19 protein-coding genes are annotated in these 17,816 nt (G+C 67.8%); 12 read left to right on the forward strand and 7 right to left on the reverse strand.

Annotated elements, in window-relative coordinates:
- The 3 genes from Q0Q48_RS26000 to add all read left to right on the forward strand — a co-directional run.
- Window positions 1-923: LysR family transcriptional regulator (locus Q0Q48_RS26000; protein ID WP_295144781.1), on the forward strand; the 923-nt coding region annotated here is incomplete at its 5' end.
- A gap of 158 nt (window positions 924-1,081) precedes the next feature.
- The gene (locus Q0Q48_RS26005; RefSeq protein WP_295144784.1) at window positions 1,082-2,674 is read left to right on the forward strand and encodes an ABC transporter substrate-binding protein; all 1,593 of its coding nucleotides are present in this window, start codon (window positions 1,082-1,084) and stop codon (window positions 2,672-2,674) included.
- An 11-nt stretch (window positions 2,675-2,685) separates the two neighbouring features.
- Window positions 2,686-3,753: an adenosine deaminase gene (add, locus tag Q0Q48_RS26010; RefSeq protein WP_295144787.1), complete on the forward strand. Its 1,068-nt coding sequence runs from the start codon at window positions 2,686-2,688 to the stop codon at window positions 3,751-3,753.
- A 51-nt stretch (window positions 3,754-3,804) separates the two neighbouring features.
- Here add and msrA read toward each other — a convergent pair whose 3' ends face one another.
- The gene (msrA, locus tag Q0Q48_RS26015) at window positions 3,805-4,470 is read right to left on the reverse strand and encodes a peptide-methionine (S)-S-oxide reductase MsrA (RefSeq protein WP_295144789.1); all 666 of its coding nucleotides are present in this window, start codon (window positions 4,468-4,470) and stop codon (window positions 3,805-3,807) included.
- Between the two features lie 81 nt (window positions 4,471-4,551).
- Here msrA and Q0Q48_RS26020 point away from each other — a divergent pair, with 81 nt between their 5' ends.
- From Q0Q48_RS26020 to Q0Q48_RS26030, 3 genes are read left to right on the forward strand one after another with little or no spacing between them, the layout of a single operon-like run.
- The gene (locus Q0Q48_RS26020) at window positions 4,552-4,938 is read left to right on the forward strand and encodes an MAPEG family protein (protein WP_295144792.1); all 387 of its coding nucleotides are present in this window, start codon (window positions 4,552-4,554) and stop codon (window positions 4,936-4,938) included.
- Between the two features lie 23 nt (window positions 4,939-4,961).
- Window positions 4,962-6,380, forward strand: a complete 1,419-nt coding sequence (locus Q0Q48_RS26025; RefSeq protein WP_295144795.1) for a 1-acyl-sn-glycerol-3-phosphate acyltransferase — start codon at window positions 4,962-4,964, stop codon at window positions 6,378-6,380.
- Between the two features lie 3 nt (window positions 6,381-6,383).
- Window positions 6,384-7,253: a YihY/virulence factor BrkB family protein gene (locus Q0Q48_RS26030; protein ID WP_295144798.1), complete on the forward strand. Its 870-nt coding sequence runs from the start codon at window positions 6,384-6,386 to the stop codon at window positions 7,251-7,253.
- Window positions 7,254-7,295: 42 nt separating this feature from the next.
- Here Q0Q48_RS26030 and Q0Q48_RS26035 read toward each other — a convergent pair whose 3' ends face one another.
- A complete protein-coding gene (locus tag Q0Q48_RS26035) occupies window positions 7,296-8,291 on the reverse strand; it encodes a D-glycerate dehydrogenase (protein WP_295144802.1) in 996 nt (331 codons plus the stop codon).
- Window positions 8,292-8,453: 162 nt separating this feature from the next.
- On the opposite strand from Q0Q48_RS26035, the gene Q0Q48_RS26040 reads away from it, so the two are divergent.
- The 3 genes from Q0Q48_RS26040 to Q0Q48_RS26050 all read left to right on the forward strand — a co-directional run bounded on the left by Q0Q48_RS26040 (window position 8,454) and on the right by Q0Q48_RS26050 (window position 11,359).
- Entirely contained in the window at window positions 8,454-8,996 is a 543-nt protein-coding gene (locus tag Q0Q48_RS26040; protein WP_295144806.1) for an SH3 domain-containing protein, read from the forward strand.
- A 35-nt stretch (window positions 8,997-9,031) separates the two neighbouring features.
- A complete protein-coding gene (locus Q0Q48_RS26045; RefSeq protein ID WP_295144809.1) occupies window positions 9,032-10,258 on the forward strand; it encodes a cell envelope integrity protein TolA in 1,227 nt (408 codons plus the stop codon).
- 66 nt (window positions 10,259-10,324) lie between these two features.
- On the forward strand, window positions 10,325-11,359 hold the full coding sequence (locus tag Q0Q48_RS26050) for an energy transducer TonB (protein WP_295144812.1): 1,035 nt from the start codon (window positions 10,325-10,327) through the stop codon (window positions 11,357-11,359).
- Between the two features lie 16 nt (window positions 11,360-11,375).
- Here the strand turns inward: Q0Q48_RS26050 and Q0Q48_RS26055 are convergent, their stop codons facing one another.
- From Q0Q48_RS26055 to irrA, 4 genes are all read right to left on the reverse strand, one after another.
- Window positions 11,376-11,960, reverse strand: a complete 585-nt coding sequence (locus Q0Q48_RS26055; RefSeq protein ID WP_295144815.1) for a DUF3501 family protein — start codon at window positions 11,958-11,960, stop codon at window positions 11,376-11,378.
- Window positions 11,960-13,318 carry a heterodisulfide reductase-related iron-sulfur binding cluster gene (locus Q0Q48_RS26060; protein WP_295144818.1) on the reverse strand — a complete coding sequence of 453 codons (1,359 nt, stop codon included), beginning with the start codon at window positions 13,316-13,318 and terminating at the stop codon, window positions 11,960-11,962. Before Q0Q48_RS26060 ends, Q0Q48_RS26055 begins: the two co-directional genes overlap by 1 nt.
- A 77-nt stretch (window positions 13,319-13,395) precedes the next feature.
- On the reverse strand, window positions 13,396-13,815 hold the full coding sequence (locus Q0Q48_RS26065; RefSeq protein WP_295144821.1) for a rubrerythrin family protein: 420 nt from the start codon (window positions 13,813-13,815) through the stop codon (window positions 13,396-13,398).
- Between the two features lie 124 nt (window positions 13,816-13,939).
- Complete coding sequence (gene irrA, locus Q0Q48_RS26070; protein ID WP_295144824.1) at window positions 13,940-14,347, reverse strand: iron response transcriptional regulator IrrA; 408 nt, start codon at window positions 14,345-14,347, stop codon at window positions 13,940-13,942.
- 134 nt (window positions 14,348-14,481) lie between these two features.
- On the opposite strand from irrA, the gene fabA reads away from it, so the two are divergent.
- Genes fabA through Q0Q48_RS26085 form a run of 3 tightly spaced genes read left to right on the forward strand, consistent with a single transcriptional unit; the run spans window position 14,482 to window position 17,128 of the window.
- Window positions 14,482-15,021 carry a 3-hydroxyacyl-[acyl-carrier-protein] dehydratase FabA gene (fabA, locus tag Q0Q48_RS26075; protein WP_295144826.1) on the forward strand — a complete coding sequence of 180 codons (540 nt, stop codon included), beginning with the start codon at window positions 14,482-14,484 and terminating at the stop codon, window positions 15,019-15,021.
- Window positions 15,021-16,268, forward strand: a complete 1,248-nt coding sequence (fabB, locus tag Q0Q48_RS26080) for a beta-ketoacyl-ACP synthase I (protein WP_295144829.1) — start codon at window positions 15,021-15,023, stop codon at window positions 16,266-16,268. Before fabA ends, fabB begins: the two co-directional genes overlap by 1 nt.
- Window positions 16,269-16,279: 11 nt before the next feature.
- Window positions 16,280-17,128: an SDR family oxidoreductase gene (locus tag Q0Q48_RS26085; protein ID WP_295144831.1), complete on the forward strand. Its 849-nt coding sequence runs from the start codon at window positions 16,280-16,282 to the stop codon at window positions 17,126-17,128.
- 9 nt (window positions 17,129-17,137) lie between these two features.
- Here Q0Q48_RS26085 and Q0Q48_RS26090 read toward each other — a convergent pair whose 3' ends face one another.
- A complete protein-coding gene (locus Q0Q48_RS26090) occupies window positions 17,138-17,779 on the reverse strand; it encodes a protocatechuate 3,4-dioxygenase (protein WP_295144834.1) in 642 nt (213 codons plus the stop codon).
- Window positions 17,780-17,816 lie beyond the last annotated feature (37 nt).

Below are 17,816 nucleotides of genomic sequence, written 5' to 3' on the forward strand. Positions count from 1 at the left end.
AGACCGGCTCGATCCGGCGCGCGGCGACGCGGCTCAACCTCTCGCCCTCGGCGGTGAACCGGCAGATCCTGAACCTCGAGGCCGAGTACGGCGCGGCACTGTTCGAGCGCCTGCCGCGCGGCATGCGGCTCACGCCCGCCGGCCAGATGGTGGTGGCGGAAGTCCAGCGCTGGCAGCACGACCATGCGCAGCTCGTGCAGCATATCGGCCAGCTGCGCAGCATGGTGCGCGGCCACGCCTCGCTCGGCCTCATGGAAAGCTTCTCGCGCACCGTCGTATCGCGATTGATGAGCCATATGCGCGAACGCCAGTCGCTGGTCTCGCTCGAGGTGCTGATGGGCGGCACGGCAGAGATCGTCGACCGGCTGGTCGCCGGGAAGCTCGACCTCGCCATCTGCTACGCCGTGCCGAAGCTCCCGGAGATCCGCGTGCTGGCGTCGATCCAGCCCAGCTCGGGAATCGTCGTGGCGCGGGACCACCCCTTGGCTGGCCGCAAGTCGATCCGGCTCGCGGAGTGCGCCAACTACAGTTTCGTCTTTCCCGATTCTTCGCTCACCTCGCGCCGCATCCTGGAAACCGCCCTGGAGCGCGCCAAGGTCCATTTCGCCGGCGTGGTCACGACCAATTCCGTCGAAGTGATGAAGATGCTGGTGCGCGAGCATCGCCAGATCGCGCTGCTCAGCCTGCCCGACATCGGAGCGGACTTCGCCGACCGCGACCTCGTGCACATCCCGCTGGCAGACCGCCATGTCCGCGGCTCGCACCTGTCGCTGATCGCACCGCGCCACGCCAAGCCCTCTCCGGTCGCTTCCATGCTGGCGGAATTCCTGCGCGAAGAATTGCAGGGCCTGCCGGCGCGCCGCGCCTGGACCGGCAGCCTGCGGGAAGTCGGCAGGACAAAGGCGGGGCGCGCTCGCGCCTGATGCGGGCCCGGCCCGACCGTACGAAAAAACCGCACACTCCGTCCCGAATCTAGCGCTTTTCAGCACCGCGGGGCGGCCTTCATGCTGATGGGCCGAAACGGGACCGCGTGCGTGGCATGACGCGTGCACCGCCGGCTTCCCAATCGAGGAACCTGTTGATGACCCAATTCCGCTTCTGGTCGCTGGCCGCGCTCGCCGCCTCCACCTTTCTCGCCGCCCTGCCCGCGCAGGCGCAGACACAGGCCCAGACACTGGCCACGACCCTCAAAGTGGCCCCCGAGACGCTGAGCCGCGTCCTCGACCCGCATTTCACGACGTCGTTCACGACGCGCGACCTCGGCTACCTGATCTACGACACGCTGTTCGCGGTCGACGACAAGTTCGAGCCCAAGCCGCAGATGGTCGAGCGCTACACGATCAGCCCCGACAAGCTCACCTACACCTTCGTGCTGCGGCCCGGCCTGAAGTGGCATGACGGCCAGCCGGTCACCGCGGCAGACTGCGTCGCCTCGATCCAGCGCTGGGGCTCGCGCGACAGCATGGGCCAGACCCTGGCGAAGTTCACGGCTGCGCTGGAGGCGGTCGACGCCAATACGATCAAGCTGGTGCTGAAGGAGCCCTACGGGCTGGTGCTCGACAGCCTGGCCAAGATTGGCGCGCCCGTGCCCTTCATGATGCCGGAGCGCATCGCCAAGACCCCCGGCAGCGAGCAGGTGAAGGAGATCGTCGGCTCCGGTCCCTACAAATTCCGCGCCGACCTGCATGAGCCCGGGGTCAAGATCGTCCTCGACAAGTTCACGGACTACAAGCCGCGCAGCGAGCCGCCCAACTGGGCCTCCGGCGCCAAGATCGCGAAGATGGACAGGGTCGAGATGCTGGGCATGCCGGATGCGCAGACCCAGGTGAGCGCCTTGATCCGCGGCGAGGTCGACTATCTCGAGAGGGTCCCCGCCGACCTGCTGCCGCTGTTCGACGCGAAATCCGGGGCGAAGGCGGAGGTCGTGAGCAAGTACGGCTTCCAGGCCATCATGCGCATGAACCACCTGCAGCCGCCGTTCGACAATCTCAAGGTAAGGCAGGCGATCGCCCGCGCCGTCGACCGGTCGATGTACGCCGCCGTCGTGGCCGGCGATCCCAAGTTTGCGACCGACTGCGCCGCGATCTTCGGCTGCGGCATGCCCTACGAGAGCAAGGCCGGTATACCCTCGTTCGACATCGCGGCCGCCAAGGCGATGCTGAAGGAAGCCAACGTCGACATGTCCAAGCCGCTGGTGATGCTGCATGTCGCCAACGCGCCGGGCATCGCGGCGCTGGGCAACGTCACGCGCCAGGTGCTGGTCGATCTCGGTTTCAAGGTCGACATGGTGTCGATGGACTTCCAGACCTTCGCCACCCGCCGGCTCAACACCGGCCCGGTCGACAAGGGCGGCTGGAACCTCGCCCACACGACGAACTCGGTGCCCGACCAGGGCAATCCGCTCAGCAACCCGTTCCTCGTCGCCTCGGGCCCGCCCGCGTCCGCCTGGGGCTGGCCGAAGGACGAGAAGACCGAGGAGCTGCGGCTCAAGTTCGCCACGGCCCCTGACGAGGCCGCGCGCAAGACGATCGCGACCGAGATCCAGGCCCGCGCCTACGAGCAGGTGCTCTATCTGCCGCTGGCGCAGTTCACGACCCCTTCGGCCTGGCGCAACAACCTCGAAGGCGTGCTGAAGTCGCCGGTCATGCTGCTCTACAACATCGAGAAGAAGTGAGGATCGCCCCGATGGCGAAAGCGGTAGCCGACGATTACCTGCGGCGCATTCCCAAAGCCGAGCTGCACTGCCATCTCGCCGGTACCCTGCGCGCGACGACCGTGGCGGAGCTGGCGAAGAAATACGGCCTGCCGCTGCCGCGGCCGGCCGAGCAGCTCTACCAATGGCCGAACTTCGACGGGTTCCTCGAGATCCTGCGCCTCTCCGCGCTGGTGCTGCGCACGCCGGAGGATTTCAGCCGCGCGGTCTACGAATACTGCGAGGATGCCGCGCGCGACGGCAACCTGCGGCACGTCGAGTTCTTCTTCAATCCCGACTACTTCTACCCGAACGGCATCGACTATCCGTCGATGGTGGGCGGCATGGCCGATGGAATCGAGCGCGTCGGACGCGACTTCGGCATCTCCGCCCGGCTCATCTGCTGCATCGACCGCTCGATCAACTCGCCCGCGCAGGCCGTCGAGATCGTGGAGACGGCGCTCGCCCATCGCCATGAGCTGGTGATCGGCATCGGGCTGGACGGCAATGAGAGCGTCGGCCCGCCCGCGATCTTCGCCGAAGCCTATGCATTGGCGCGCAAGGGCGGGCTGCGTTGCACCGCGCATTGCTGCGAGGATTATCTCACGCCGCTGGAAGCGCCGCCGACCAACTACCTGATCTGCCGCGACGTGCTGCGCTGCGACCGCATCGACCACGGCTACAACATGCTGGCGTCGAACTTCGTGATGAGCGAGGCGCGCAAGGACGGGCTCTACTTCACGCCCTGCGCCTGGACCAGCCTGCTGCACAACCGCCCGCACCGGCCGCAGCGCATCCGCCGCATGGTCGAGGCCGGATTGAACGTCACCATCAACACCGACGATCCGGCGATGTTCGGCACCAATCTCGGCCACGGCTTCACGACCCTGTTCGAGACGATCGGCTGGGGGCCCGACAAGGCCCGCCTGTTCAGCCTGAATTCGCTCGAAGGCTCGTGGCTGGACGAGAGCGACAAGGCGCGGATGCGCATCGACTTCCGCCGCCAGATCGCCGCCCTGGACAAGGAGTTCGGCTACGAGAACAAGGCGATGCCGGTTTAGCCGTCCCGCGTTGAAGGCCCTCTCCGCGCGCGCCAGCGTGGCGGAGAGGAGCTATGATGCCGCCGCGACGCCCAGCCCGATGGGGCACGACACGCCGGTGCCGCCCAGGCCGCAATAGCCGCCGGGGTTCTTGGCGAGATACTGCTGGTGATAGTCCTCGGCGTAGAAGAACGCCGGGGCCTCGACGATCTCGGTCGTGATCGCGCCGTAGCCCTTCCGCGCGAGTTCCTTCTGGAAGATCGCGCGCGACGCCTGGGCCTGCGTCTTCTGCGCCTCCGAAAAGGTGTAGAGGCCCGAGCGATACTGCGTGCCGACATCGTTGCCCTGGCGCATGCCCTGGGTCGGGTCGTGGCTCTCCCAGAACAGACGCAGCAGCGCCTCGTAGGATGTCTTCGCCGGGTCGAACCACACCATCACCACCTCGTTGTGGCCGGTATAGCCGGAGCAGACTTCCTCGTAGGTCGGGTGGGGCGTGAGGCCCGCGGCATAGCCGACGGCGGTCGCGTAGACGCCCGGCGCCTCCCAGAACACGCGCTCGGCGCCCCAGAAGCAGCCCAGGCCGAACATCGCCTGCTCGAGGCCTTCGGGAAAAGGTGGCTGGATGCGGTTGCCGTTGACGTAGTGCATGACGGGAATCTCGAAGTCCGGCGACGGGCGGCCCGGCAGGGCCCGGTCGGCGGTCGGGATCTCGGTCTTCCGGCGCAAAATCCGCCACATGGCGCGGCTCCTCTCGCTATCGGTCGCTGGCTTCGGGTCAATATGATCATAGAATGCCGCCAAATCGAGGGGAGGCCGCCAATGCCCGTCTTTTACGTCTGCGCCGGGCTGCTGGGCCTGCTGGCGGCTGCTCTGACCGTGCATGTCGGCCTGATGCGCGGCCGCAAGCGGATCAACCTGGGGGACGGCGGCGACGCCGAAATGCAGGCGGCGGTGCGGGCGCACGGCAACCTGATGGAGTTCGCGCCTCTCACTTTGCTGACGATCTATATGGCGAGCGACTTCTACGGCTTCCGCATGGTCGCGGCCCTGTCGGTGGCGCTGCTGGTCGCGCGCGTCCTGCATGCCGGCGGGATGCTGGGCCTGGTCCCGAAGGGCCGCCTGATGGGGACGGTGGCCTCCTGCATCGTCCTGGGCATCGCCTCGATCCTGCTGGCGATCGCCGGCCTCGGTCTCAAGCAGTACTGACGGGGATCCGCGGGAAGAAGGACATGGGCGAGCCCGTCACCCTCCCGCTCTGGCTGTTCGTCGCCATCGCAGCCTTCGCGCTGTGGTCGCTGCTCGACCGGCTGCTGATCCCGAGCGGCCGCTGGTTCCTGCGGCGACGACTCAACCGGCTGATCGACAGGGTCAACCGCCGCCTCGCCGTCGAGATCAAGCCGTTCCAGCTCACCAAGCGGCAGGTCCTGATCGACCGCCTGATCTACGACCCGCAGGTCGTGGCCGCCGCCAACGAACATGCGCGCACCCACGACGTGCCGCGCGAGGTGGCGATGACGGAAGTCCATCGCTACGCGCGCGAGATCGTGCCGACCTTCAACGCCTACGTCTATTTCCGGGTCGGCTATTCGATCGCCCGCACCGTCGCGCGGTTTCTCTATCGCGTGCGCCTGGGCTATGCCGACGAGCGCACCCTGGCCGGCGTGTCGCCCGACACGACCGTGGTGTTCGTGATGAACCACCGCAGCAACATGGACTACGTGCTGGTGGCGTTCCTCGCGGCCGAGCGCACCGCGCTGTCCTACGCCGTCGGCGAGTGGGCGCGGATCTGGCCGCTGCAGCAGCTCATCCGGTCGATGGGCGCCTACTTCGTGCGCCGCAATTCCGACAGCCCGATCTACCGGCGGGTGCTCGAGCGCTACGTCCACATGGCGACAGAAGCCGGTGTCGCCCAGGCGATGTATCCCGAAGGCGGCCTGTCACGCGACGGCCGCCTGCGTGAGCCCAAGCTCGGCCTGTTCGATTACATGCTGAAATCCTTCGATCCCAGGGGCACGCACGACATCGTCTTCGTGCCGGTGGCACTGAACTACGACCGCGTGCTGGAGGACCGGACCCTGCTGCGCTCGCTCGACCGCGAGGCGGGCCGGCGCAGCGCCTGGTTCGCCATGCGCACGGCGCTGATCTTCTGGGCGAGCCAGCTCGGGCTGATGCTGCGGGGGCAATGGCACCGCTTCGGCTATGCCTGCGTGAATTTCGGCGGGCCCATCTCGGCACGCGACTGGCTGGCCGCCCATGGGGGGCCGAATGGCGGCGACCTGCGCCCGCTCGGCAAGGAGCAGCGCTTCGAGGTGATCGGCCGGCTGGCAAACGACGTGATGGGCGAGATCGCCCGCCTCGTCCCCGTCCTGCCCGTGTCGCTGATGGCGACGATCCTGCTCGAAGCCGAGGGTCCGCTCGACGAACTGGAACTCAAGGTCCGGGCCTCCGACCTGATCGTGCATTTCGAGGCGCGCGGGGCGAAGCTCTACCTGCCGCGGGGCGACCGCGACTATGCCTTCCATGTCGGCCTGCGCATGCTGTCGCTGCGCCGTCTGGTAGAAGAGAGCGGCGCGGGACTGTTCTCGGTCGTGGCAACCGAACGGCCGGTCCTCGCGTATTATGCCAACGCCATCGCCCATCTGCGCTGACCCATGATCCAAACGCTCTGGCGTATCGCCTACGAGGCCGGCTACGGCTACTTCGCGAACCGGCTCTCCACCTCGGCCGCGGCGATGGCGTTCTATACGATGTTCGCGCTGGGCCCGATCATGATCTTCACGATCGCCATCGCCGAGCCGTTCGTCGGCAGGTTCATGGCGCAGGAGGCGATCTTCGATGCGCTCGGCACCGTCGTGGCGCAGGACCATTTGCGCACCATCCGCCGCTTCGCCTCGGAGGACCTGTTCCGCGGCGGCGGCATCGCCGCCCTCGCCGGTGCGGCCGTGCTACTCTACACCGGCACCCGCGTCTTCGTGGAACTGGACGACGGAATCGACGCGATCTGGCGCGACAGCAAGGGCCCGACGGTCCATCCGGTCCTGGCCAGCCTGAAGTCGCGACTGCTCGCCGTGCTGCTGATGATCGTGCTGGGCGTCCTGTTGATCGTCGTGATCCTGTCGAGCGTGCTGATTTCAGCCTATGCCGGCGTGCTCGAACGGTTTCCCATCCTGGGCGTCTGGATCGGCCCGGCGATCTCGACCTCGGTGCACTACGGCCTGCTCTCGGGCTTCTTCACGCTGATCTACAAGTGGCTGCCGACGGGCCGCGTGCCCTGGCGCTACGCGCTGATCGGCGGCCTGGTGAACGCCCTGCTCTTCGCGGCCGGCAACCGCGCCCTGGTCTTCTATTTCGAGGTGACCCAGCTCACCTCGGCGTTCGGCGCCACCGCGGGCTTCGCCGCCATCATGGTCTGGATGTACTGGACCTCGCTCACCATCCTGATCGGCGCCCAGGTCGGACGCGCGACGCGCGACGTGCTGATCGACAATCGCGCGCGCGAGATGGTGGAGGGGGATTTATAGCGCATTCATATGCGCTGGCGGGCGGCAGCGCGTGTGAACGCGCTAGAACATGGTGGCAAGCACCCGGTCCGGCGGCTTGTGGCCGTCGGCGAAGGTCTTGATGTTGATCAGGACCTTCTCGCCCATCTCGATGCGGCCCTCGAGCGTGGCCGAGCCCATGTGCGGCAGCAGGACCACGCGATCCATTTCGAGCAGCTTCGGGTTCACCTGCGGCTCGTTCTCGTAGACGTCGAGTCCGGCGCTGGCCATTTCGCCCGCCTTCAGCATGCGCACCATCGCGTTCTCGTCGATCACCTCGCCGCGCGCGGTGTTCACGAGGATCGATGTCGGCTTCATCAGCTTGAGACGGCGGGCCGAGAGAAGGTGGAACGTCGCGGGCGTGTGCGGGCAGTTCACCGACACGATATCCATGCGCGCCAGCATCTGGTCGAGGCTTTCCCAATAGGTCGCCTCGAGCTCGCGCTCGAGCTCGCCGTGGACGCGCTTGCGGTTGTGATAGTGGATGGCGAGGCCGAAGCCGCGCGCGCGGCGCGCCAGCGCCTGGCCGATGCGGCCCATGCCGACGATGCCCAGGCGCTTGCCCTGCAGGCGGGCGCCCAGCATCGAGGTCGGGCTCCAGCCGGACCACTTGCCGCTGCGCACCAGCCGCTCGCCTTCACCCACGCGACGCGCCGTGGCCAGGACCAGCGCCATGGCCATGTCGGCCGTATCTTCGGTCAGCACGCCCGGCGTGTTGGTGACGGTGATGCCGCGCTGGCGGGCAGTGTCGAGATCGATGTGGTCGACGCCGGTGCCGAACGAGGCGATCAGCTTCAGCCGGGGCCCCGCCTGCGACAGCACGCGGGCGTCGATGCGGTCGGTCACCGTGGGCACCAGCACGTCGGCCGTCTTCACGGCGTCGATGAGCTGCGGGCCGGTCATCGGCTTGTCGTCGGCGTTGAGGCGCGTATCGAACAGCTCCATCAGACGCGTCTCGATGGCGTCGGGAAGCTTTCGGGTGACGATCACCAGCGGCTTGTTCTTGGGAGTGGACGGCATGTGAAATTGGGACCGGCGCTGGCTCGAGACAGGGACTAAGCCCGATTAGCAAGTCCGCGCGCATTTTGTCCAGCAAACCGCCCCATCCGATCACATGCCGGAAAGTCGCGCCTTTTCAGCTACTTGTCGCTCCATTTGAAGAATTCAGGTATATAGGGGCCAATGGGAATTCGATCGTCGGCCCTGCTTTGCGCCTTCTCCGTAGCTCTGGCGGCGGTTTCCCTGCCCCAGGCCGGCGGCAATGCAGCCCTCGCCGCCCCCGACAAACCGACCAGCACCCAGCGCAAGGGCTCCGGCCTCCCCATTCCGCGCTTCGCTTCCCTGCGCTCCGACGAGGTCAACGTCCGCACCGGACCGGGCTCGCGCTATCCGATCGACTGGATGTTCAAGCGCAAGGCCATGCCGGTCGAGATCGTCGCCGAGTACGAAAACTGGCGCAAGATTCGCGACTGGCAGGGGGCGAGCGGTTGGGTCCACCAGAGCCTGCTGACCGGCAAGCGCAGCTTCATCGTCGCCGCGAAGACCGCCAGCCTCCACAAGACGCCGGCGGCGTCGGCCGAGGTCGTGGCGAAGCTCGAGCCCGAGGTGATGGGCGAGATCCGCTCCTGCGCCGGCGACTGGTGCCGGGTCAGGGTTTCGGGCGTCAGCGGCTGGATCGAGCGGAGCGGCATGTGGGGCGTCTACAAATCCGAGCCGATCAACTAGCGGCCCGCCCGGCCGCCCCGTAGAACGGGGTCACCGTGACCCACGACGTCAGTCTCACCTACTCCCGCTTCGAGCACATGCCACCGTCCGCCGTGGCGCTGGCAGTGCTTCTGCATGTCGGTGTCGGACTGGCCCTGTTCTGGATCTCGCCACTGCGGCCGGTCGACCGCTTCGAGGACGCCATCGAGATCACGATGGACGCGCCCGAGGCGCCGCCCGCGGTCGCCGAGCAGAAGACCGAGCCGACGCCGCAGCCCGCCGTCACGCCCGCTCCACCACCGCCACCGCCCGCACCCGTGGCCAGCGCGCCGACGCCCACCCCGCAGCCTGCACCGCCCATGCGTCTCGGTCTGCCGCCGCCTGCCGCCGAGCGCAGCACGAACCCGCGCGACGTCGCCGGTGCCGAAAAACCCTCCCCACGCGCGACGGACATGCCCACGCCCGACAAGGTGCAGGAGGCAGGGCCGAAGGAGGAATCCAAGCCCGCGGAGGCCAAGCCGCAGGAAGCAAAGGAGGAGCCCCGGCAGGAGCCACCCGAACCGCAGCAACAGCAGCAGCAGCAGGCACTCGCCCAGCCGGTCCCGCCGCCGCAACCGCAGCAACAGGCGCTGGCCAAACCCGAGCCGCCGCCACCTCCCCCTCCGCCGTCGCTCGAACAGGCCCTGCCCCCTCTCGATGCGCCGCCGCCGCCCGTGACCGAGCGGGACGTACCGAAGCCTCTGCCGGTTCCCCGCCCGGCACCGCCGGCGCCCCCGCAACAACAGGCGGCGCGGCCGGCGCCGCCGCCTCCGGCACCCGCCCCGGCCCATCGGCCCCCGCCCCCTGCGCCGCCCCAGCAGCAGCCCCGGCCGTCCCCCCTGACGGCTCAGCCGCAGAGACCAGCGCCTCGGGGTTCCGATTCGCAGGCAGCCGCCCAGCCCTCCGCCGTCTTTCGCAATCCCGCGGACGATTACGGGCAAAAGCGCGCGCAGGAGCAGTATCTCTGGCAGGTGATGCGCAGGATCGCGCAATTCCCCTACGTTCCGAAGAACACCAACACGATCCGCGAGGAAGGCACGGTGCTGACGCGCGTGACGATCGCGCGCGACGGACAGCTGCTCAACGTGGTCATCGAGAAATCGAGCGGTCTGCCCTCGCTCGATGCCGGCGTGATGGAGACGATCCGCCGCGCCAGCCCCTACCCGCCGCTGCCCGCCGACATCCGGGGCGACCGGCACACGTTCCAGCTTCCCGTCAGCTTCCGTTACAACGAGCAGCGCTGAGACTGCCGGCTCCGCCGCCGATCCGGCTGGCCGAGGGTGCCGGGCGGACGTAGAACGTGCAGTGCCGTGACACACGACAGCCTCATCCGGGCGCAATCGGGGCGCATGTCGCCGGCGGCGCTTGCCCTGGCGATCGGCCTGCACGGGGCCGTTGCGGCGGCCCTGTGGTGGGCCGTGCCGACACGCCGCTTCGATCATGCGGAAACGCCGATCATGGTCTCGATCGAGCCCCAGCCCGCGTCGGCCGGCACTGCGGCGGCACCCACGTCTCCCATGTCGGTCGCGTCGCCTGCGGCCGAAGCCATTCCGACCGAATCCGCGCAAACCGAGGCGAAGCGCGTCGAACCGGCTCCGCCCGAGGCCGAAACGACGCCCGAGCCGCCGCAGCAGGCCGCCCTCGCGCCTGTCGCTCCCGAACCTGCCGTTCCCAGGCCTGTCGAGCCCACACCGGCTCCGCCGCCGTCCCGCAGGGTCGAGCCTTCGCCGGCTCCCGCTCCCGTTCCAACTCCCGCGCCGCCCAGCGAACAGGTCGCGGAGCCGGCGCCCGCACCGGCCGAGACGGCCACCGCTGCTCCTGAACCTCCCACCGCAGCGGAGGCAGAGGCCGCCTGGCAGACCGATGCCTCGTCGTGGAAACCGCAGGTGACGCTGGAGCGATCGCCGGCGCCGCCGCCCCGTCCGGTCCGCCCGCCGACGCGCCCGCCGACCGCGCCGCGCACGGCCCAGGCGCCGGGCACGCGGCTTCAGGACTATCCGCCGCAGACCTCGAGTCTCGGAGGGCCCTCGACCAGTTCCTTCGACTCCGCGATGGGCGATGGCGGCGCCCGCAACGACTATCTGTCGCGCGTGTACCGCCACATCGATCCCTATCGCGACTATCCCGCCGCCGCCCGCGCCGCCCGGCAGCATGGCCGGGTCGTCACCCGGGTTACCATCAGCCGGGCCGGCGAACTGCTCGACATCAGGCTCGATCGTTCGAGCGGCTGGCCGCTGATCGACAATGCGGAGATGGCGGCGATCCGCCGGGCCATGCCCCTGCCGCCAGTGCCCGACGGCATGCGCGGCGACCCGATCGTCCTCGTCCTGCCGATGAATTACTGACGAAGGCTGCCGCCGCTCAGGCGAAATCCGCCGAAAGCGCCTGGCGCACGGGAGCCGGCATCACGGCCATGTGGCCGTAGTTGGCGTGATCGAAGCCGACGACGACATCGCCGCTGCCGCTCCTGAAGGCCTCGACCTGCGCCGGCGTGAAGGGAAAGCGGATGAACTGCACCGACGACGCCTTGCCGTCCTCGCGCGAACGCTCCTGGTCGTCCTCCGGCACGCCGCGGATCGTCTCGCCGCCGACCCGGATGAAGGCCTTGTGCTCGACGCCGCCCAAGGTGCCGAGCACGCGCGCGCGCCGCAGCGGATCGTCGATCTCGAACATCACGGTCGCGACCAGCTCGTTGCCGGTGGGAATCAGCGGATTGTAGGCTGCGAGCTCGTCGGGGAGCTGCTCGGCGCCGCCCTTCTCGATGAAGAGCATCTCGTGCACCTGGTGCAGCATCGTGTCGAAGGACTCGAAGTAGAACGTCGCGAACGGTCCGACTTCGAGCCGGCGGTTCTTCTTGATCTCGGAAACCTGCTTGCGGCGTTCGGCGCGCAGCTTGGCGTACTCCGCGATCGGGATGATGTCGGAGGCGTCGATCTTGCGCGGCATCACTTGTCCGTCCCGGCAAGCCCGTAGGCCTGCGCCAGAAGTTCGATCGGATGGCTGGCGCGCGAGGGCTTGGGCGCCGTGTCGCCCGCCGTCATCTCCATCACCTGCATCAGGTGATCGGCGGCCAGCGGGCACTCCGAGGCGACGAAGCTGGTGTCGTTCTTGAGCGCGGCCTGCGCGGCGGGCTTGCCGACCTTCACCGCCGTCTCGAAGTTCTCGGTCCGCGCGCCCCAGATGCCGCCATGGCCGCTGCAGCGCTCGATCACCGCGACACGCGTCTTCGGCACCAGGCGCAGCATCTCGGCCGCCTTGGCGCCCATGTTCTGTGCCCGCGCATGACAGGCGAGATGGACGCTGACCCCGCCTTCCAGGGGTTCCAGGCCCGGCGCAAGCCCGTGCTTCTTGGCGATGTCGACGACATATTCGGACAGGTCGAAGGTGGCGTTCGACAGCCGCTCGATCGCCGGATCCTTTGGACAGATCAGGGGCCATTCGAACTTGAGCATCAGGGCGCAGGACGGCGTCAGCGCGATGATGTCGTAGCCCTTGTCGACCCACGGCAGCAGGGCCGCCGAGACCTCCCTCGCCGCGTTGGCCACCGATTCGATGTCGCCGAGCTCGAGCTTGGGCATGCCGCAGCAGGCCGGATGCACGACCTCGGTCTCGACGCCGTTCTTGGCCAGCACGGCCCGCGCGGCGGAGCCGATGTCGGTGTTGTTGAAGTTCACGAAGCAGGTCGCGTAGAGGACGGCCTTGCGCTTGCCGAAGGCGGGCGCCGCCTCGTTCAGCACCACGCCTTCGCGACGGGCGCGGATCTCGAAGGTCTCGCCGGCGTAGCGCGGCAGCCGGGCGCCGTGATGAATGCCGGTCCAGCGCTCCATGCTGTGGCGCGTCACCGTATTGTGCTCGTCGGTCGCCCAGTTCACGGCCGAGGCGAGGAACGTGCCCAGGCGGCCGCTGCGATCGGTGTCGGCCAGCTGTTTATCGACGAAGTCGACGCCCTTCTTGCGCGCCTGCACCGCACGGTGGCGCAGCATCAGGTGCGGGAAATCCAGCGCCCATTCGTGCGGCGGCACGTAGGGACACTTGGTCATGAAGCACATGTCGCAGAGCGTGCAGGCTTCCTCGACCTGCGCGTAGTCTTCCTTCTTCACGCCATCGAGTTCGCCGGTCGGGCCGTTGTCGATCAGATCGAAGAGACGCGGAAAGGAGTCGCACAGGTTGAAGCAGCGGCGACAGCCGTGACAGATGTCGAAGACGCGCTCCATCTCCTTCTCGAGGGCCTTTTCGTCCCAGAACCAGGGATTCTGCCAGTCGAGATCGTGGCGGATCGGTGCTTCGAGGCTGCCTTCGCGCATGGTCGCTCGCTTCGTGACGGGGAGCGGGAAGAAAAAGGGGACCCGCGCGGGGTCCCCTTCGGAACGAGCCCGGGGGCTCAGCTCATCGAGTCGAGGGCCTTCTGGAAGCGGCCGGCGTGGCTCTTCTCGGCCTTGGCGAGGGTCTCGAACCAGTCGGCGACCTCGGCGAAGCCTTCTTCGCGCGCGGTGCGCGCCATGCCCGGGTACATGTCGGTGTACTCGTGCGTCTCGCCGGCGATCGCGGCCTTGAGGTTGCTGTCGGTCGGACCGATCGGCAGGCCGGTGGCCGGGTCGCCGCTCACCTCGAGGAACTCGAGATGGCCGTGGGCATGGCCGGTCTCGCCCTCGGCGGTCGAACGGAAGACGACGGCGACGTCGTTGTAGCCTTCCACGTCGGCCTTCTGGGCGAAATACAGGTAGCGGCGATTGGCCTGGCTTTCGCCAGCGAAAGCGGCCTTCAGATTGTCTTCGGTCTTGGATCCCTTGAGGTTCGCCATGGTCCTTCTCCCTTTGTGATCGGCCCATCCGCCAATCTCACGGGAGGGATTTAGGAGGCCCTGCCCGAAAGCGTCAAGCAGTTTAGAAACATTCTAAACAATTGCAAACGCTTCGCAGTCGCCGCTAGCGGCGGACTCGAACGATCACGTCGACGCGGGAGAGGCTGGTGCCCTTGGGCGGGGCCGGCAGGCCGTCGACGGTGACGCTGTCGGACGGGAAATCGTGCAGTTCGCCGTCGGTCTCGACGTAGAAGTGGTGATGGTGACCGGTATTGGTGTCGAAATAGGATCGCCCGGGCGCCACGACGACCTCGCGCAGCAGGCCGGCATCGCGAAACTGGTTCAAGGTATTGTAGACCGTGGCCAGCGAAACCGGCATGCGGCCGGCCTTCACTTCTGCATGCAGGCTCTCCGCCGTGACGTGACGGTGGCCGCCTTCGAACAGCACGCGCGCGAGCGCCACACGCTGGCGGGTTGGCCGCAGGCCTGCCGCGCGAAGGCTGACGGTGAAATCGGGGCTATTGCCAGACATGGTGACAGTCTTATGTAAGCAGGAGAAGAAGACAAGAAAAGGGCTACACCGGCCGGATGAGCCGGTTTGCGCCGGGCGTCCGGCATCCTTATTCTGGCCCTGAAGCCCTCCGGGCGGCCTGTGGGACGGTGAATGTGAGCGAGCACGAGCAGAAGAACAGTTACACTTTCGAAGACTTGATCGAATGCGCCAAGGGCAACCTTTTCGGTCCCGGGAACGCCCAGCTGCCGCTGCCGCCGATGCTGATGTTCGACCGTATCGTCAAGATCGACGCCGCCGGAGGCAAATACGGGAAGGGCGAGATCGTGGCCGAGCTCGACGTGAAGCCGGACCTCTGGTTCTTCGCCTGCCACTTCAAGGGCGACCCGGTGATGCCGGGCTGCCTGGGCCTCGATGCGCTCTGGCAGATGCTGGGGTTCTTCCTGGGCTGGATGAAGGCCCCCGGCCGCGGCCGGGCGATCGGCGTGGGCGAGGTCAAGCTGACCGGCATGATCGTGCCGACCGTGAAGAAGCTGACCTATCACGTGCATCCCAAGCGCCTGATCCTGCGTCGCCTGGTCATGGGCGTCGGCGACGGCTTCGTGACCGCCGATGGCAATCCGGTCTACGAGGCGATCGACATGAAGGTCGGCTTGGTCAAGGACGGCCCGGTGCCGGCCGGAGCGGCAGTCTGATGAAGCGTGTCGTCGTCACGGGCCTGGGCATCGTCTCGCCGATCGGCAACAACGCTGCCGAGGTCACGCAGTCCCTGAAGGAAGGCAAGTCCGGCATCGAGTTCATGCCGCAGTACAAGGAGCTCGGCTTCCGCAGCCAGGTCGCCGGCACGCTCAAGCTCAATGTCGAGGAGCTGGTCGACCGCCGCCTCATGCGCTTCATGGGCAACGGCAGCGCCTACGCCTATCTCGCAATGAAGGAAGCGATCGCCGACGCCGGTCTCGGCGAAGCCGAGATTTCCAACGAGCGCACCGGCCTGATCGCCGGCTCTGGCGGGCCGACGACCGGCGCCATCGTGCAGTCGGCGATCGTTGCCAAGGAGAAGGGCCCCAAGCGCGTCGGTCCCTTCCAGGTGCCGCGCGCCATGTGCAGCACCGTCTCGGCGAACCTCGCCACGGCCTTCAAGATCAAGGGGCTCAGCTATTCGATCAGCTCGGCCTGCTCGACCTCGGCGCACTGCATCGGCAACGCCGTCGAGACCATCCAGCTCGGCAAGGCCGACCGCATGTTCGCGGGCGGCGGCGAGGAGCTGGAATGGACGCTGTCGGTTCTGTTCGACGCCATGGGTGCCATGTCGTCCAAGTTCAACGACACGCCGCAGCGCGCGAGCCGTGCCTACGACAAGGATCGAGACGGCTTCGTGATCGCGGGCGGCGGCGGCATCGTGGTGCTCGAGGAGCTCGAGACCGCCAAAGCGCGCGGCGCCAGGATCTACGCCGAGGTGACCGGCTATGGCGCCACGTCCGACGGGGCCGACATGGTGGCACCGTCCGGCGAAGGCGCCCTCCGCTGCATGAGGCTCGCCCTTGCAGGCTTCCCCGGCACGCCGCTGCGCAACGCGCCCGTCGACTACATCAACACCCACGGCACGGCGACGCCGGTCGGCGACATCACCGAACTCGACGCGATCCGCGCGGTGTTCGGCGAGCGGCAGCCCGACAAACTGCCGACCGTGAGCTCGACCAAGTCGCTGACCGGCCACAGCCAGGGCGCGACCGGTGCGCACGAGGCGATCTACTCGCTTCTGATGATGAAGCACGACTTCATCGCGGCCTCGGCCAACATCGAGAACCTCGACCCCGGCGCCGAGGGCTATCCCATCGCCCGCGAGCGGATCGACAAGGCCGGCCTCCAGACCGTGATGTCGAACAGCTTCGGCTTCGGCGGCACCAACGCCTGCCTCCTGCTCTCCCGCTACGATCACTGAGGCGGATTCAAATGCCCAACGATCCTGTCGCCAGGTCTCTGCCTGACGTGCCCAAACTCATGGCCGGCAAACGCGGCCTGATCATGGGCGTAGCCAACAGTCACTCGATCGCCTGGGGCATCACCCAGGCGCTGCATGCCGCCGGCGCCGAGATGGCCTTCACCTACCAGGGAGCTGCCTTCGGCAAGCGCGTGCTGCCGATGGTGCAGAAGCTCGGCTCTAAAGTGGTGGTCGAGGCCGATGTCGAGGACGAGGCCAGCCTCGACCGGCTGTTCGAGACGCTGAAGAAAGAGTGGGGCCGCCTCGATTTCGTGGTCCATGCCATCGCCTTCTCCGACAAGGAGGAGCTGAAGGGGCGCTACGTCGACACGAGCAAGGCCAACTTCCAGCGCAGCCTCACCATCTCCTGCTACTCCTTCACCGAGATCGCGCGCCGCGCGCTGCCGCTGATGACCGAGGGCGGCAGCATGATCACGCTGACCTACGAAGGCTCGACGCGGGTGATGCCGTCCTACAACGTGATGGGCGTGGCCAAGGCCGCGCTCGAGGCCAGCGTACGCTACCTCGCGGCCGATCTCGGCCCGCAGGGCGTGAGGGTGAACGCGATCTCGCCCGGCCCGATGCGCACCCTGGCCGGCGCCGTGATCGGCGGCGCGCGCTACGTCTATCGCGTGTCGCGCGACGCGGCGCCGCTCCGCCGCAACGTCGAGCTGACGGATGTCGGCGGTGCCGCGCTCTACTACCTGTCGGATCTCAGCGCCGGCGTCACCGGCACCGTCCACTTCGTCGATTCCGGCTATCACGCGATCGGCCTGCCGCACGACGGCAGCGCCGCGCCGAGCGCCAGCGGCGAGCAGTAGGCCGCCGCCTCAGGCGATCACGATGTCCATCGTGGTCGCCACCGCCCCGGGCTCCAGGCCCGGTGCCGGCTCCAGCTTCATCTCGATCCGCTCGCGCTGGCCGGGGACACGAACGGCGTTCCTGAAGATTCCGTCGCGCTCGTTCTGCGGATCGCCCGCGACATAGAACTGGCTGGTCAGCATCCGACCGTCGGCGGTCGCCACCTTGAGATGGATGTGCGGCGTGCGGCCGGGATAGGCGACGGGCTTCAGGGTGCGGAAGCCGTAGCGGCCCCCGGCATCGACCAGCATCCGGCCGTAGCCCTGGAACGCCGCATCGCGCCGGTCGCGGCCGGGTTGGCGCGGATGGTCATAGAGGCCCTGCGCATCGCACTGCCAGATCTCGATCATCGCACCGCCGCGCGCGCCGCCGCCCAGGTCGATCACCTTTCCCTGCAGGTGGAGCACCTGCCCCATCGCCTGCGCCGCCTGGCCACGCACCTGCACGAGGTCGTTGTCGATGTCGGCCGGAAAGCCCGCCGGATAGAACGGCCCCTCGGTCTGCGCGGGCGTCGGCACGAGGCCGGCGGCGAGCGCCGGCAGGCCCGGCACCAGGCCGAGCCCAGCACCGGCCAGCAGGGTACGGCGGGAAAGAATCGGATGCTTCGTCATACCGGGAGATACGCAAACAAAAACGGCGGCCCGAAGG

Source organism: uncultured Reyranella sp. (assembly GCF_945957355.1).
Classification (GTDB): Bacteria; Pseudomonadota; Alphaproteobacteria; order Reyranellales; family Reyranellaceae; genus Reyranella.

Bases quoted from the DNA above. Each gene is read 5' to 3' on its own strand.
- Q0Q48_RS26005 (WP_295144784.1), top strand. From the start codon at position 1,082: ATGACCCAATTCCGCTTCTGGTCGCTGGCCGCGCTCGCCGCCTCCACC.
- add (WP_295144787.1), top strand. From the start codon at position 2,686: ATGGCGAAAGCGGTAGCCGACGATTACCTGCGGCGCATTCCCAAAGCC.
- msrA (WP_295144789.1), bottom strand. From the start codon at position 4,470: ATGTGGCGGATTTTGCGCCGGAAGACCGAGATCCCGACCGCCGACCGG.
- Q0Q48_RS26020 (WP_295144792.1), top strand. From the start codon at position 4,552: ATGCCCGTCTTTTACGTCTGCGCCGGGCTGCTGGGCCTGCTGGCGGCT.
- Q0Q48_RS26025 (WP_295144795.1), top strand. From the start codon at position 4,962: ATGGGCGAGCCCGTCACCCTCCCGCTCTGGCTGTTCGTCGCCATCGCA.
- Q0Q48_RS26030 (WP_295144798.1), top strand. From the start codon at position 6,384: ATGATCCAAACGCTCTGGCGTATCGCCTACGAGGCCGGCTACGGCTAC.
- Q0Q48_RS26035 (WP_295144802.1), bottom strand. From the start codon at position 8,291: ATGCCGTCCACTCCCAAGAACAAGCCGCTGGTGATCGTCACCCGAAAG.
- Q0Q48_RS26040 (WP_295144806.1), top strand. From the start codon at position 8,454: ATGGGAATTCGATCGTCGGCCCTGCTTTGCGCCTTCTCCGTAGCTCTG.
- Q0Q48_RS26055 (WP_295144815.1), bottom strand. From the start codon at position 11,960: ATGCCGCGCAAGATCGACGCCTCCGACATCATCCCGATCGCGGAGTAC.
- Q0Q48_RS26060 (WP_295144818.1), bottom strand. From the start codon at position 13,318: ATGCGCGAAGGCAGCCTCGAAGCACCGATCCGCCACGATCTCGACTGG.
- Q0Q48_RS26065 (WP_295144821.1), bottom strand. From the start codon at position 13,815: ATGGCGAACCTCAAGGGATCCAAGACCGAAGACAATCTGAAGGCCGCT.
- irrA (WP_295144824.1), bottom strand. From the start codon at position 14,347: ATGTCTGGCAATAGCCCCGATTTCACCGTCAGCCTTCGCGCGGCAGGC.
- fabB (WP_295144829.1), top strand. From the start codon at position 15,021: ATGAAGCGTGTCGTCGTCACGGGCCTGGGCATCGTCTCGCCGATCGGC.
- Q0Q48_RS26085 (WP_295144831.1), top strand. From the start codon at position 16,280: ATGCCCAACGATCCTGTCGCCAGGTCTCTGCCTGACGTGCCCAAACTC.
- Q0Q48_RS26090 (WP_295144834.1), bottom strand. From the start codon at position 17,779: ATGACGAAGCATCCGATTCTTTCCCGCCGTACCCTGCTGGCCGGTGCT.